This is a genomic window from Zooshikella sp. RANM57 (assembly GCF_050749885.1).
GTDB lineage: Bacteria > Pseudomonadota > Gammaproteobacteria > Pseudomonadales > Zooshikellaceae > Zooshikella.
The window spans coordinates 71199-85157 of record NZ_JBOIUB010000012.1 but is presented as its reverse complement, the minus strand read 5'-3'; the positions used below and the strand labels follow the sequence as shown (position 1 = coordinate 85157).

12 protein-coding genes are annotated in these 13959 nt (G+C 41.0%); 5 read left to right on the top strand and 7 right to left on the bottom strand.

Features of this window, described 5'->3' with window-relative positions:
• The first annotated feature begins 25 nt into the window (after positions 1-25).
• Positions 26-1108 carry an alpha/beta hydrolase family protein gene (locus tag ACQ96U_RS21235; protein ID WP_431723277.1) on the top strand — a complete coding sequence of 361 codons (1083 nt, stop codon included), beginning with the start codon at positions 26-28 and terminating at the stop codon, positions 1106-1108.
• Positions 1109-1379: 271 nt separating this feature from the next.
• Here the strand turns inward: ACQ96U_RS21235 and trmJ are convergent, their stop codons facing one another.
• Positions 1380-2129: a tRNA (cytosine(32)/uridine(32)-2'-O)-methyltransferase TrmJ gene (trmJ, locus tag ACQ96U_RS21230; protein WP_431723276.1), complete on the bottom strand. Its 750-nt coding sequence runs from the start codon at positions 2127-2129 to the stop codon at positions 1380-1382.
• Positions 2130-2243: 114 nt separating this feature from the next.
• Here trmJ and ACQ96U_RS21225 point away from each other — a divergent pair, with 114 nt between their 5' ends.
• From ACQ96U_RS21225 to ACQ96U_RS21215, 3 genes are read left to right on the top strand one after another with little or no spacing between them, the layout of a single operon-like run.
• The gene (locus ACQ96U_RS21225; protein WP_431723275.1) at positions 2244-3491 is read left to right on the top strand and encodes an ABC transporter substrate-binding protein; all 1248 of its coding nucleotides are present in this window, start codon (positions 2244-2246) and stop codon (positions 3489-3491) included.
• A 29-nt stretch (positions 3492-3520) separates the two neighbouring features.
• On the top strand, positions 3521-4432 hold the full coding sequence (locus ACQ96U_RS21220; RefSeq protein WP_431723274.1) for a carbohydrate ABC transporter permease: 912 nt from the start codon (positions 3521-3523) through the stop codon (positions 4430-4432).
• 19 nt (positions 4433-4451) lie between these two features.
• On the top strand, positions 4452-5294 hold the full coding sequence (locus ACQ96U_RS21215; protein WP_431723358.1) for a carbohydrate ABC transporter permease: 843 nt from the start codon (positions 4452-4454) through the stop codon (positions 5292-5294).
• 11 nt (positions 5295-5305) lie between these two features.
• Here ACQ96U_RS21215 and ACQ96U_RS21210 read toward each other — a convergent pair whose 3' ends face one another.
• From ACQ96U_RS21210 to nagB, 6 genes are all read right to left on the bottom strand, one after another.
• Positions 5306-5791 (bottom strand): LEA type 2 family protein, encoded by a 486-nt coding sequence (locus ACQ96U_RS21210; protein WP_431723273.1) that lies wholly within the window; start codon positions 5789-5791, stop codon positions 5306-5308.
• 3 nt (positions 5792-5794) lie between these two features.
• Positions 5795-6466: a DUF2959 domain-containing protein gene (locus ACQ96U_RS21205; protein WP_431723272.1), complete on the bottom strand. Its 672-nt coding sequence runs from the start codon at positions 6464-6466 to the stop codon at positions 5795-5797.
• Positions 6467-6657: 191 nt separating this feature from the next.
• Positions 6658-8061, bottom strand: coding sequence for a dicarboxylate/amino acid:cation symporter (locus ACQ96U_RS21200; RefSeq protein ID WP_431723271.1), 1404 nt, complete (start codon positions 8059-8061; stop codon positions 6658-6660).
• A gap of 246 nt (positions 8062-8307) precedes the next feature.
• Positions 8308-9552: an ROK family protein gene (locus tag ACQ96U_RS21195; RefSeq protein ID WP_431723270.1), complete on the bottom strand. Its 1245-nt coding sequence runs from the start codon at positions 9550-9552 to the stop codon at positions 8308-8310.
• 56 nt (positions 9553-9608) lie between these two features.
• Complete coding sequence (nagA, locus tag ACQ96U_RS21190; RefSeq protein WP_431723269.1) at positions 9609-10751, bottom strand: N-acetylglucosamine-6-phosphate deacetylase; 1143 nt, start codon at positions 10749-10751, stop codon at positions 9609-9611.
• Between the two features lie 24 nt (positions 10752-10775).
• Positions 10776-11576: a glucosamine-6-phosphate deaminase gene (gene nagB, locus ACQ96U_RS21185; protein WP_431723268.1), complete on the bottom strand. Its 801-nt coding sequence runs from the start codon at positions 11574-11576 to the stop codon at positions 10776-10778.
• A gap of 249 nt (positions 11577-11825) precedes the next feature.
• Here nagB and nagE point away from each other — a divergent pair, with 249 nt between their 5' ends.
• The gene (gene nagE / locus ACQ96U_RS21180; protein WP_431723267.1) at positions 11826-13757 is read left to right on the top strand and encodes an N-acetylglucosamine-specific PTS transporter subunit IIBC; all 1932 of its coding nucleotides are present in this window, start codon (positions 11826-11828) and stop codon (positions 13755-13757) included.
• The last annotated feature ends 202 nt before the right edge of the window (positions 13758-13959 follow it).

Sequence of the window (13959 nt, the reverse complement as noted above, 5' to 3'; positions counted from 1 at the left end):
CCAAATTACTGAAAAGAGCAGTATTATGAAATTACTGAAGTATGGTGTAACAACAATTGTGGTAATGAGTGTATGCGCTGTACTTTTTCTGCTCGCATGTGTGTTACAGTTTGAGTTGAACTATGCTAAAAAAATTGATTTATCGTTCAATGTTCATCCAAATAAATTATCGGGATCACTATTGCTACCAGAAGGGCAGGCACCTTTTCCTGTAGTTATATTTGTTCACGGTGATGGTCCTCAAGATAGATTCGCGAATAGTAGTTATACATTTATTATTAATGCTTTTTTAGACAAAGGTATTGCATGTTTTTTATGGGATAAGCCCGGTGTAAATGCTTCAACTGGAAACTGGTTAAATCAGACAATGGAGGATCGTGCTGACGAAATATTAGAAGCTTTGAATTTGCTAGCAAATCGTCCTGAAGTTAATAGTAAAAAGATTGGAGTGTTAGGTTTTTCTCAGGGGGGATGGGTATTACCTAACGTTGCAATGATGAGTGAAAGTCGCAGACATAAAGCAGCCTTTTTTATTTCAGTAGGTGGTGCGATTAACTGGGAGCGGCAAGGAGCCTATTTCACTCGGACACGCTTACAGCAAGAGGGCTATTCTACTACTGAAGTTGAAACAGTTATAAATTATCTTTTCACAGTTAATAAGTTGATCAAAAAGCAGGCTTCTTATAAAAAGTATGTAAAATTAATTCGACTTGGTAAATCTATTAAAGGTTTAAATAGTAACCCTATGTCTAAAGAGCGCTTTAGGTTTGTATCACTTAATATTAATGTGGATATAGAAAATAAACTACAGTATATAAAGTCCCCTTTTTTAGCTATATTAGGTGAGAAAGATTTAAACGTCGATACAGCAGAAACGGCTAGTATTTACCAGAAAGCCTTTAGTCGTGCTAAGCACTCAGATTATCAAGTAGTTGTGCTTAATAATGCTACACACGGTCTTTTAAATGCAAATTCGTATAATTTTCAGATTTTTTCGCAGTGGACATGGCAAGCTCAGCTTCGTTATTTGATTGAAGGTGAGTCCGCTTTCGTACCTGGCTATCTTAGTATGATGGGTGATTGGGTTGTAGAACGGGTTAAACGTTGAAGGAGCATTAAAAAACTACTCAACAATAGTATTAATTTATTTGTTTCAAGAGCGTTTTTGTAGATGCATTTTTTTTATGATAGCTGTGTTAGCTTTATAGTCTTGTCTTCAATAGAAGTTAAAAGCAGTGAATGATAGTACTTATACAAAAATTTAGAATGTTATTTCTAAGCAAGCATTTGCTGCGGAGGTGTTATGTATTCTTTATACTCAGCAAACTTCCATGTTGTGCTGCCTTGCTCATACTAAAAAATTACTATTTTTAGACAAGTTAATTATCTTTTTTTATTTGTTCTGATAGTTTATCTATCGAGCTCAATACGCCCCTTAGGATACTTAACTCTTGTCGCTCTGGACGTGCTCGGTTAAATAAACGTTTTAGCTTTAGCATCGTATTGCCAGGGTGTTGTTTAATAAGAAACCCTATATTTTGCAGTGTTGTTTCTAAGTGTTGGTAGAAATACTCCATTTGTTGCGTATTAGGGTAGGTTTTCTCTTTTGGAGTGTTGCCTGGTTTATAGGGCTGTTCCGACTCCAGCTGGTGGGCCATGTATATTTCATAGCATATGGTTTGTACGGCAGCTGCCAAGTTCAATACTGGATAATTTGGATGAGCTGTAATATAAGTATGAGCATTGCATTGTTGAAGTTCGTCATTGTGAAGGCCCATTGTTTCCCGGCCAAATACCAGCGCAACAGGGTGTGACTGACTTTCTTTAATAGCACGCTCGCCACATTCTCTGGCATTCATTTGTGGTAGAGAGTGGGTACGATCCCGTGCGCTGGTGCCGATCACAAAGCTACAGTCAGCAATGGCTTCAGAGAGTGTGGAGGTAATGACAGCATGCTCAACAATGTCTTTGGCGCCTGCAGCCATGGTCAGTGCTTGCTCATTGGGGAAGTCCTGGGGATCAACAAGGTATAAGTTACGAATCCCCATATTTTTCATGGCGCGTGCCGCTGAGCCAATATTGCCAGGATGAAAGGTATTAATCAGAACAACACGGATATTGCTTAACATGATGAATCAGTCGTCACAGTTAAATGGCGTAGTATACCTTAAAGCGTCATAGAATGAATGTTAGTCTGAGGAGCCAGGTATACATTTTGATCACTAGAATTCAGGGATGATGTTATGCGTATTTGCTTAGTCGTTTTATGCTGTTGGATAAGCATAAGCCATGCTGCGACCGTGGCTATTTCGTGTGGTGCTGTTGGTCGTCAGGTAGAATTATGTCGGGAGGGGGTTACTATATGGGAAAAGCGCAGTGGACACAAAGCAAGTGTTGTTTCAACCCCAGCCTCATCTTCTGAACGGTTAGCCCTTTATCAACAACTTTTGGCAGCTAAAACAGCTGATATTGATGTATTCCAAATTGATGTAGTTTGGCCTGGTATCCTAGCGCCGCACTTTATGGATTTGACCAAGCCTTTAGCTGGACAAGTGAAGCAACACTTTCCTGCGATTATTGCCAATAATACGGTTAATGGCCAGTTGATAGCGATGCCTTGGTACACCGATGCTGGAGTGCTGTACTACCGGAAAGATTTATTAGAAAAGTACCAGCAGCCTATTCCAGAGACATGGACAGAAATGACGCGTGTAGCAAAGCACATTATGACCCAGGAGCGCAAAGCAGGTATTGAGAAAATGTGGGGTTTTACCTGGCAGGGCAGGGCTTATGAGGGCTTAACCTGTAATGCGTTGGAGTGGGTAAACAGCTACAGTGGTGGCCAAATCGTTGAGTCTGATGGCAAGATTTCAATTAATAATAAGCAAGCGGTACAAGCGATAGCTATGGCGGCCAAATGGGTCAGCGATATATCCCCACCAGGTGTCTTAAATTATGCAGAAGAAGACGCACGGGGTGTTTTTCAATCAGGGCATGCGGTATTTATGCGTAACTGGCCGTATGTTTGGGCATTGACACAGCATGAAGATAGTCCAATACGAGGTAAAGTGGGTGTTGCGCCTGTACCCAAGTCAGAGAATGGCCAACATGCGGCGACTTTAGGCGGCTGGCAGCTGGCGGTGTCAAAATATTCTAAACATGCCGATATAGCGATTGACCTTGTACGCTATTTAACCAGTGAAGAAGAGCAGAAAAGGCGTGCGTTGGTAGGCTCTTATAACCCAACAATTCCCAGCTTATATCAAGATAAACAAGTACTCGCGGCTAATCCTTTTTTTGGTAAGTTGGTAAAAACGCTTAATGTGGCTATTGCTAGGCCATCTACTGTGACAGGTGCTAAATATAATCAGGTTTCAGCGGCTTTTTATAACCAGATTCATCAAGTCTTGGCGGGACGACAAAAAGCGGGTGTCGCAATGGAGCAGTTAGCAAGGCAACTGATGCGGATCAGTAAAGGTGAACGCTGGTAAGGATATGAATTATATGAGAGTTACATTCTGTGAGTAGAATATCTACAGGTAGCCGATGGCAAATCATTTGGTTATTGTTACCTGTGTTAGTGACTTTACTCGCTGTTGCGGGTTGGCCATTATTTCGCACAATTTGGTTTAGTTTTACTGATGCGAGTCTCGCTAATTTAGAACATTATACATTTGTTGGTTTGGAAAATTATCTAGTGCGTTATCAGGATCAGTGGTTTGGGTTACTGGCTGATCCTGTATGGTGGAATGCAGTTTATAATACGTTGTTTTTTACAGTGGTTTCTGTCGCGATGGAAACTGTTCTGGGTGTTGCCATTGCTTTAACGTTGCATAAAACATTTCCAGGACGGGGTTTGGTACGTGCTGCTGTATTAATTCCCTGGGCTATTCCGACCATTGTTTCTGCACGTATGTGGAGTTGGATGTTACACGATCAGTTTGGTGTGATTAATGATTTATTAATCGTGTGTGGAGTGATTTCAGAGCCATTAGCATGGACGGCTGACCCAGATTTATCAATGTGGGCAGTCATCTTAGTAAATGTCTGGAAGACGACACCCTTCATGGCCCTGCTGACGTTAGCAGCCTTACAAATGTTGCCAAAAGAATTATTTGAAGCTGCAAAAGTGGATGGTGTATCAACAATCAAGACTTTCTGGCGAGTAACATTACCTTTAATTGCACCTGGCGTTATGGTTGCTATTGTATTTCGAGCTTTGGATGCTCTGCGTGTGTTTGATTTAATTTATGTGTTAACGGCAAACAGTACTGCTACCATGTCTATGTCAGTATTTGCCCGGCAGCAATTGGTAGCGTTTCAACTGGTTGGATATGGTTCTGCAGCTTCAACTGTGTTATTTATGATTATTGCATTATGTACCGTAATTTTTTTATATGCTGGACGGCATCGTTTTTATCAGCGTTTTTAAAATGGATTTTGGTTTGGCAATATCACCTTTAAAATTAAAAAAAATACTGACTAAAATCAGCTTTGCCATATGGCTTGTATGCATACTTATTTATTGTATTTTCCCTTTTTATTACGCCGTTATAAGCTCATTTAAAGAAGGGTCAGAATTGTTTCGAGTGGATTATTGGATTAATACGTGGCATTGGACAAATTATTTAGCGGTATTTGAGCAGCAACCATTTGGTATAAATATTATTAACTCGATCATTGTTTCAACCCTAGTTGTATTTATCTCATTATTGTTGAGTGTGACGGCGGCTTATGCATTAGGGCGCCGTGAGTTTTATGGACGAAAAAGCCTGTTAATGGTGATTTTAGGCGTGTCCATGTTTCCTCAAGTGGCCGTTTTGTCTGGTCTATTTGAGTTAATACAGTGGTTGGGATTATATAATCAGTTAGGCAGTTTAATTTTATCGTATCTTATTTTTACCGTACCTTTTACTGTGTGGGTACTGACTACGTTTATGCAGCAATTGCCGTTAGAAATAGAAGAAGCTGCTATTATGGATGGTGCTCGTCCACGGCACATGATTTTTAATGTTTTTCTGCCGTTGTTATGGCCTGCATTAGTCACCACAGGTTTGCTGGCTTTTATTGCTGCGTGGAATGAATTTTTATTTGCCTTGACGTTTACGTTAAGTGAGCAACAACGTACCGTCCCAGTAGCAATTGCTTTAATTAGTGGTGCCAGCCAACACGAGCTGCCATGGGGTATCATTATGGCAGCTTCAGTGGTTGTTACAGTTCCCTTAATTGTATTAGTACTGGTTTTTCAGCGCAAAATTGTTGCTGGCTTGACGGCGGGTGCTGTCAAAGGTTAGTGCTCGCATCGCTAATGATTAAGTGAAATTTCTCCCTCTTGCTCAATATTCACTTGTCGGGGATAGAAATTATCCAGGCTTAGTTTGCCTGATAGCGTGTAGCTGAATGTGTCTTTGGGTTGTTTAATAATGGCATTAATAAAGCGGATGCTATTAATTAAATTAGTATTGGCATGAACGGTAAAATTGGCGGTGCCAAAAGCGGGCACTTCGGGTATTTGATTTGATACGCCAGAGATTAGCTCATAACCTTCCAGTTCGATACTATAATACAACCCTTTAATATTTAAGGGTTGATCATTGGGGTTCATAATCTGTAACCCCAACGCAAAGCGTTGGGTTAGCCCGTCCGGTTCAAGGATGTGTAAAGAGTTTAATGTGAGCTGTGGCTTTTCATAAGTACTTGATAATGTGGCACAACCGGCCAGTAGTAGTATATTAAACAGTAGTGCAAAATATAGCCGCGTTGCTTTTGGTTGATGGGTACAGTGCATCATGATTTAACCTTTCTGCAACTGTTGTACAAATGCTTTGGACTCACGTATTGAGCGCTGCATTTCTCGGACTAGTTGATTTATATCCTGTTGTATATTTCTAAGCTCACCTTTCAAAGAAGCTATAGCACGGGCATTGAGGTTATGCTTTAGATAAAGTACTTGATCCTGAAAAGTGGTGAGTACAGGCTGCATCGTTTTTTCTGCTCGACGCATAGCAGTAATAAGCTGTTGGTATTTTTGTTTTGTCTGTCGTAGTTTGCGCTCGCTATCACGTTTAAGCGATTGGTTTTTGTACAAGGATAACTCACCTTCCCATTCTTCAAATAAAGCCTCAGCAACATCTTCAACTTTGTTGATACGGCTACTGACTTCTTCTGCGGCATCTTGGCTTTTGTCAAAGTCAGCTTTTAGGGTGTCATATAATGTTTGTAATTCACCACCATCAAAATTAACAACAGCCTGAAAATGTTCCAAGGCTGACTGGAACTGCTGTTGTGCTTCTTCTTGAGATTGCTGAGTGTCTTCAACTCGATCAATTAAAATATCACGCTTGTGATAGCCCACTTTTTCCAGCGTAGAGTAATAAGCGGACTGGCAGCCACTAAGCAGTATGCTTGAGGGGAATAGGATGAGTATTGGGAAAAATAAAGAGGGTACGAAATTCAGGCGTTTCATAAGGCTATCACTTTGTCATTTGATACACATGAATTGAAGCATAATAAGGGGAATTAAGCGTAGAGTATAGTGAAGATCGAACAAGCATGTTGTACAGGAAAAAAATGAGGAAATAGGTTTTAGGGAGGAGAAAAAGCGTGCCCCCACAGAGAGGAGGCACTATTTCTTAGATTTCTACAGATTGGCGCACTTTAGTCTGAGGAAACCGCAGTATCTGCTTGGTAGTTTGTGTTGTCTGTAGAATGGGTATGGTCTGTTGATGAGTCATCGTCGAGCAAGTTTTCCTGGCTGGCTACAGCATAAGTACACACCATATCGCCAGTGACATTATTGGCTGTTTCAAACATATCCAGAATAGGATTGATACCCAAAGCCAGAGCAACAATGATGGCTACCTGATCCTGCGATAAGCCTAAGCCTTGAAGGATAATGAATAGCAACATTAAGCTGCCACCGGGTACACCACCTGCACCAATTGACGCAAGTACTGTAGTGAGCACCATAACCAGTAAGCTACCAAACCCTAAATCAAAGCCAAACATGTTAGCAGCCAAAATAGCAAACATGGGTAAGTGAACACACACACCATCCATGTTAATGGTTGCACCAAGTGGAAGAGAAAAGCTGGCTAGCTCATTTTTAACTTTCAGATCTTCTTCAATGGTTCTTAGTGAGACGGGAAGGGTCGCAGCACTACTACGAGTAATGAATGCAGTAATGATGGCTTCCTGCATTTTTTTCATAACAGGCATAGGGTTCTGCTTAGTTGTTACAGCTAACAACAGTGGGTAAACAACAAACACCATCAGCAGAACTGCGACAATAACACCGAAGGCAACATTGATGTATGGTCCGGCTATGGAAGGTCCATAAAGTGCAAAGTTACCAATAGATAATGCAAGGACACCAATGGGGGTGTACTCCATAATCCAGTCGACCAGTTTGAAGATACAATCGCGGGAAGCGTTGATAATGTTGAACAGAGTGACAAGATGAGCGGAAGACTCATTATTGGCTTCAGCCTTCTCCTGGATAACCCGAAGGGCTAAACCAAACAGAATAGAGAAGGTGATAATCGCCAGGAAGTTACCTTCAGACAAGGCTGCAAATGGGTTTTCAAACATGCTGAGTAAGACTGTTGCTAAGCCCTGCTCTTGTGCTGCTGCCGCTTTGTTGGATATATCACTGGCTTGACTGGTTAAGCCTTGAGTCATGTTTTGCCAGCCTGATAGTTGACTATTGCTGCCTGGATCAACCATTAGCGCAATGAGAACCCCTACCGTTGCGGCAAGTAATGAACAGAAAAAGTACCAGCCAAGCACTTTAACGCCAATTTTGCCAAAACGTTGCAGTGGTAAGCTAGCTGCCCCCACAACAAGAGAAAAGAAGATGACCGGTATAACGATCATTTTTAGCATTTTGACAAAGACTTCACCAAAAGGGGTGATATAGCTCAGTACCTCGCCAATGGTGTCTTGCCCAACTTGGTAGCTTAGCCACCAAAGCAAACAACCAATTAATGAACCACTGACAAAACTTGCCAGTATGCGGATTAATAAAGGAACCGCTAGGTATTTCCGAAGAATAAAAGACACAAGACTTCCCTCGACTATCATTGTTTTGTGTATCAAATGGCCGATCTTTAAAAAAGCTCACTCGTTGATCAATTGCGGAAACTACGTATACCGACTAGGGTGTTGCCTCCTGTCAAACGGATTGCTAATAAAGGGAGGCAAAACATAAAACACCCGTGCGATGAACTCAAGTCATTAGCCAGATTATCTGTAGCTTATGACCTACAAATGTTATCGCAATGGGTTAAATGTAGGGTGTCAATTTGATTACATCGAGTTTAGGCCAAGCCGGGTGAATAATTTACCCTCTAAGAGAGCCCTTTGCACTAATGAAAATGCACCAATGGTTTCATTGGCATCAACTTGGCTGGCGAGTATGCGTGTTTTACAGGCAAAACTTTGGAGGGCCTTATCCTCAATTTGCTTTTTAATACTCGGAAACAAGTAGTGCTGAGCTTTAACTATGTCGCCCGCGAGAATAATCATTTGAGGGTTAAAGAGGTTGATTACTGTAGCAATAGCAAGACCTAAGTAATTACCAACGCGCTTGATGACCGTTTGAGATAGTTCATCACCATTTAAAGCAGCCTGGCAAATGTCTTTAATTGTAACCTCTTGAGTATTTTGGTCGTAGCTGGGATGTGACGTTAATTGACTGGGATGGCCGTGAGCTAATAACTCCTTAGCCTGGCGAATAATACTTGGGTTGGAGGCAACGGTTTCTAAGCATCCATAATTTCCGCAGTTACATTTGGGACCAAATTCTTCAATAAAGATATGTCCGACTTCCCCGGCATTTTGGTTGCAGCCATAAAATAGCTGTCCATTAATCATGATTCCTGCACCAATACCATGTTTGACACTGATTAATACTGAATCTTTAACACCTTGTGAGGCACCAAAATAATTTTCTGCGAGGGCTAAGCTACGGATATCGTTATCAACAAAGGTGATTATATTAAACTCTCGTTCGAAAAAGTCGACAATTGGAAAATGTTTAAACTGATAATGTGGGTTTTCAATAACAACCCCTTTGCTAGGATCAATTAGCCCTGGCATCGCGAGGCCAATCCCCAGGATTTGTTGACGGTTAATATGGCTGTTACTTTCTAAGATTTCGTGAATAACTTCGCACGTTTCTTGGAGTACAGCATCAGGGTTTTGATATTTTAAGGTCAGTTTTCGACGGTCTATGACTTCTTTATTTAAGCGATTTAAAGTGACTTCAAGGTATCCTCGACCTAATTTGGTCGAAATGATGTAAAAACGCTCTTTATTGGTTGCCAGTAAAGTGGGACGTCGACCTCCGGTTGACTCTTCCTGAGAAACTTCTTGCACTAAACCTGCATTAATGAGTTGTCGTGTGATCTTGGTGACACTGGCAGCTGCTAGGCTGGTTACCTCAACTAAACGAGTACGAGAAATTGGACCATCATTGTTGATAGTACGGTAAATCGTAGCCGTATTCAGCTGTCTTACTAGATCAATATTGCCTTTAATAAAGGGAGCCATAAACCTCAGTATTTTTACAAAGTTAAGCTTAGAGCAAATAAAATCATTTTTTGCCCTTAGTTTGTTGTGTCATGCCAATGCCCAGAACTTACGGTGGCTTTTATATTTAAACTATTATCGAAGATAGCTAAGTCAGCACTGTAGCCTGGTGCAACCTTTCCAAGGTAATGATCCTGGTTTATTGCTCTGGCAGGATAAAGTGTTGCCATCCTTAATGCTTCGGCTAGCTCTATTCCGACATGATTCACACAATTATTAATTGCATTATTCATTGTTAATGCAGACCCGCCAATAGTACCATCTTCCGCGATACACTGACCATTTTTAACTTGAATGGTGTGAGGTCCCAGGTTAAATGCGGTCATATTAGTTCCTGCCGGTGAGACCGCATCAGTCACTAAAAATAATTGCTGTGGTTTTAGCGTGTGAGCTAATTTTACGAGGGAATAATCAACGTGAATTCCATCAACAATAATTCCAGCAAAAACGGTTGAGTTCTCTAAAATTGCTGTCGCTAAGCCTGGTGTTCGTGCAGAAATTGAAGGCATTGCATTAAAGAGGTGCGTTGCCATTGATATGCCAGCCTGAAATGCGAGTTGTGCCGTGTTATAGTCAGAAAGGCTATGTCCTGCAGAAACAATAATCTTATTATTAACGAGTAACTGAATTATCTCTGTTGTTGTTAGTTCTGGTGCGAGCGTAACAACTTTTAATGTGTCGCCACCATACTCAGCCATTAATTTTATCATCTCAATATCATAAGGACGAATTTGGTTTGGGTCATGAATACCCTTTTTTTGTCGGTTGATATACGGACCTTCTAAATGTAATCCAATGACTGAAGCATGCTTTTGTTGGTAATTTTTTACTGTTTCTAAAGCGTTTTTTATTTGGGTGTCATTTGTTGTAATCAGTGTGGGTAGATAATGAGTTGTACCATGGCGCAAATTAGTTTTATGCATAATATCCAGTGTTTCTGCACTAATATCATCATTAAATAAACGACCACCACAACCATTTAATTGTAGATCAATAAATCCTGGTGAGACATTATGCCCATGCAGGTCAATTTTTTTAATATCTTTGGTGAGAGTATTAACCGGTACTATGGCTTTAATTGATGTGTTTTCAATGACAACAGCATGTTGTTCAAGTGTTTCTTCACCAGTAAAAATGCATCCATTTATGAGTGCGTACATACTGCGTTTTCTCGTATTAAAAAGTTAGTATTGACAGATAATTTCAGCTTCAAGCTTTTGGTAATACTCAAGCGTCTTAACTTTTAGCTCTTGAGCGGCATCATGGTCGCAAGTAATGATCGCTTTGGGGTGAAGCTGTATTGCTGTAACTGGCCACTGATGACTTACTGAACCTTCAACTGCATGCTGTATGGCATCGGCTTTATTTGTGCCTGTGGCCATGATCAGCAATTCTTTAGCATCAAGTAGAGTTCCAATTCCAACCGTGAGTGCTAGCTTAGGAACGGCCGTGAGGTCATCATTAAAGAAGCGTGCATTTGCGTGCCGTGTTTCATCGGTCAGCGTCTTAATGCGTGTTTTAGAAGCTAAAGAAGAGCCAGGCTCGTTAAATGCGATATGTCCATCAGACCCAACGCCACCAAAAAACAAATGCACGCCACCAAATTTGCTTATTGTTTGCTCATAACGTTTACATTCAGCTTCCAGGTCAGATGTATTCCCATTGGGAATATGAGTGTTTTCTTCAGGAATATCAATATGCTGAAAGAAGTTCTGCTGCATGTAAAAGTGATAACTTTGAGGGTGATCCCATGCCAGTCCAACATACTCATCCATATTGAACGTAATAACATGCTTAAAACTTACTTTTTGTTGTTTATAGGCTTCTATCAATATTTGATAAACGCCTAATGGTGTACCACCAGTAGGTAGACCTAGAATGAAGGGACGCTGTTTGGTTGGCTCAAATTGATTGATCTGCTCAATAATGTAGTGAGCCACCCAGTGACTGACGTTAGCTGCCTTAGGTAAAGGTATCAGACGCATAATGTTACCTCGATAAAACAGATATCTTTATTCGTGTTAAGAAAAAAGTTGGCGCAAATAAGTTTGCCATAGTGGCATTAATTCAATTAAGTCGGTAGGAACATGTCATTTATTTTACGCAGGTCAAGTAAATTTGTAAAACTTATTTTGCAAAGAAAAAAAAGTTGGTGTAAGGTAACGTGAGGCTATATTCCAAAAAAAATGATGAAAATTGGCTTAACTTTCCCTTTGCAGTGATGGGAGGTAACGATGAATATTCTTGGTTGGTTTCAGGGGCTCGGGCGAGCATTAATGCTGCCTATAGCAGTATTACCGGTTGCGGGGCTTTTATTACGGTTGGGGGCTACAGATGTATTTGATATACCGTTTCTATTTAAGGCAGGAGAGGCAATATTTGCAAATTTACCGCTAATTTTTGCAATAGGTGTTGCGATTGGTTTTTCTAAGGATGGTCAAGGCGCTGCAGCATTAGCAGGTGGTGTAGGTTATCTCGTTCTGACTACGGCTATGTCCACAATCAATGAGCATATTGATATGGGGGTGTTGGCTGGTATTTTGATGGGTGTTGTTGCTGGCTTCAGCTACAACCGATTTAACAGCTTAAAGTTACCTGATTATCTGGCATTTTTTGGCGGTAAACGCTCGGTGCCAATAATCACAGCGGCTATCGGTTGTATTTTAGCCATGGTGTTTGGGTATGTATGGCCGCCCATTCAGCATGGAATTGATGTGGTAGGTAACTGGATAACTGGCTCAGGGGCGGTGGGTGCTTTCGTTTATGGCACAGCAAACCGCTTGTTAATTCCTACAGGGCTTCACCATGTATTAAATAACTTGGTGTGGTTTGTATTCGGCTCGTTCCCTGGTACTGGTGGTGAAGTCGTTAATGGCGACTTGCATCGTTTCTTTGCGGGTGATCCAACCGCAGGAGCCTTTATGACAGGCTTTTATCCCGTCATGATGTTTGGTTTACCTGCAGCTTGTTTAGCAATGTATACCACTGCAAAACAGGCAAGTCGTAAAAAGGTTGCTGGGATATTACTGGGTGTAGGTTTGACGTCTTTCCTAACTGGAGTGACCGAGCCTGTTGAATTTATTTTCATGTTCTTAGCACCCATTTTGTACCTCATTCATGCATTGCTCACTGGCTTATCTTTGGCAGTGTGTAGCCTATTAGATATTCGTCATGGTTTTGCTTTTTCCGCAGGTGCAATTGACTACGGGTTGAACTTTGGGCTGGCTAATAAAGGTGGGTGGTTGATTCCTTTAGGCTTGGTTTGGTTTGTCCTCTATTACGTGTTATTTGTTTTTGCGATTAAACGCTTCAATTTAAAAACACCTGGTCGAGAAGATGAAAAAGATTTGAATCTGAATCAGCCAATAGTAGGGTCTAGTACCAGTGAAGCTGTTAGTTATTTAATGGCGTTGGGTGGACACGATAATATCACTCAGATTGATGCATGCTTAACCCGATTAAGGCTGACAGTAAAAGATCAAAGCTTAGTTGAAGAAAAAACGCTTGAGGCTTTGGGTGCTAAAGGGATTGTGAAACTCGGTACACAAAATGTACAGGTCATTATTGGTCCACAGGCCGCTATACTTGCTGATGAAATGAGAGAAATACCTGCAGATGTTGCTGTAGGGCATTCAGAGGTTGGCAGCTCTGATAGTGAGCACAGTAATGAAAAAGAGAGCAGTTCAATGAATAATCAGCAAGCGAGAGAAGATCAGACCGTACTTGTTGCACCTGTTTCAGGTGAAATTGTTGCAATTGAAGATGTTCCAGATCCAGTTTTTGCACAAAAAATGGCGGGAGATGGTATAGCAATCAATCCGACAGGGGATACTTTAGTTGCACCTTGTGAGGGTAAGATTGGCAAAATATTCCGAACAAATCATGCTTTTACACTGACAACTGATGCAGGGGTAGAGCTATTTGTTCACTTTGGTGTTGATACGGTGAACTTAAAGGGCGAAGGTTTTGAGAGGCTCATGGAGGAAGGGAAGCGTGTTAAACCTGGAGATCCTGTAATTCGTTTGAATTTACCACTCCTGCAAAAAACAGCTGTGTCAGTGTTAACACCAGTGGTGATTTCAAATGGTGATCAGTTTGGATCATTGGAGAAAAAATCAGGTCAAGTAACGGCAGGAGAAGACCCCATATTGGTTCTTAACCATTAAAATTTTATGACTGACGTGCTAAATACTTATTGTTATTCAGTGAGGGTCGAGGTTGAATAGCGCAAGATTAGTTTGCTGGTAGTTATTGATACTGGAGAAGAGTGAGCAAGGAGTATATGCACTAATTCTTGGAAATGTATCAGTAATTGCTGATATGATAGCAGGCTTTAAGCACGTGAAATGTTTCTTAACCCTGCAGTTG

Excerpts from the sequence above, each read along its gene's own strand:
- ACQ96U_RS21210 (WP_431723273.1), bottom strand. The coding sequence starts at position 5,791 with ATGATGCACTGTACCCATCAACCAAAAGCAACGCGGCTATATTTTGCA.
- nagB (WP_431723268.1), bottom strand. The coding sequence starts at position 11,576 with ATGCGTCTGATACCTTTACCTAAGGCAGCTAACGTCAGTCACTGGGTG.
- nagA (WP_431723269.1), bottom strand. The coding sequence starts at position 10,751 with ATGTACGCACTCATAAATGGATGCATTTTTACTGGTGAAGAAACACTT.
- ACQ96U_RS21225 (WP_431723275.1), top strand. The coding sequence starts at position 2,244 with ATGCGTATTTGCTTAGTCGTTTTATGCTGTTGGATAAGCATAAGCCAT.
- nagE (WP_431723267.1), top strand. The coding sequence starts at position 11,826 with ATGAATATTCTTGGTTGGTTTCAGGGGCTCGGGCGAGCATTAATGCTG.
- trmJ (WP_431723276.1), bottom strand. The coding sequence starts at position 2,129 with ATGTTAAGCAATATCCGTGTTGTTCTGATTAATACCTTTCATCCTGGC.
- ACQ96U_RS21205 (WP_431723272.1), bottom strand. The coding sequence starts at position 6,466 with ATGAAACGCCTGAATTTCGTACCCTCTTTATTTTTCCCAATACTCATC.
- ACQ96U_RS21195 (WP_431723270.1), bottom strand. The coding sequence starts at position 9,552 with ATGGCTCCCTTTATTAAAGGCAATATTGATCTAGTAAGACAGCTGAAT.
- ACQ96U_RS21235 (WP_431723277.1), top strand. The coding sequence starts at position 26 with ATGAAATTACTGAAGTATGGTGTAACAACAATTGTGGTAATGAGTGTA.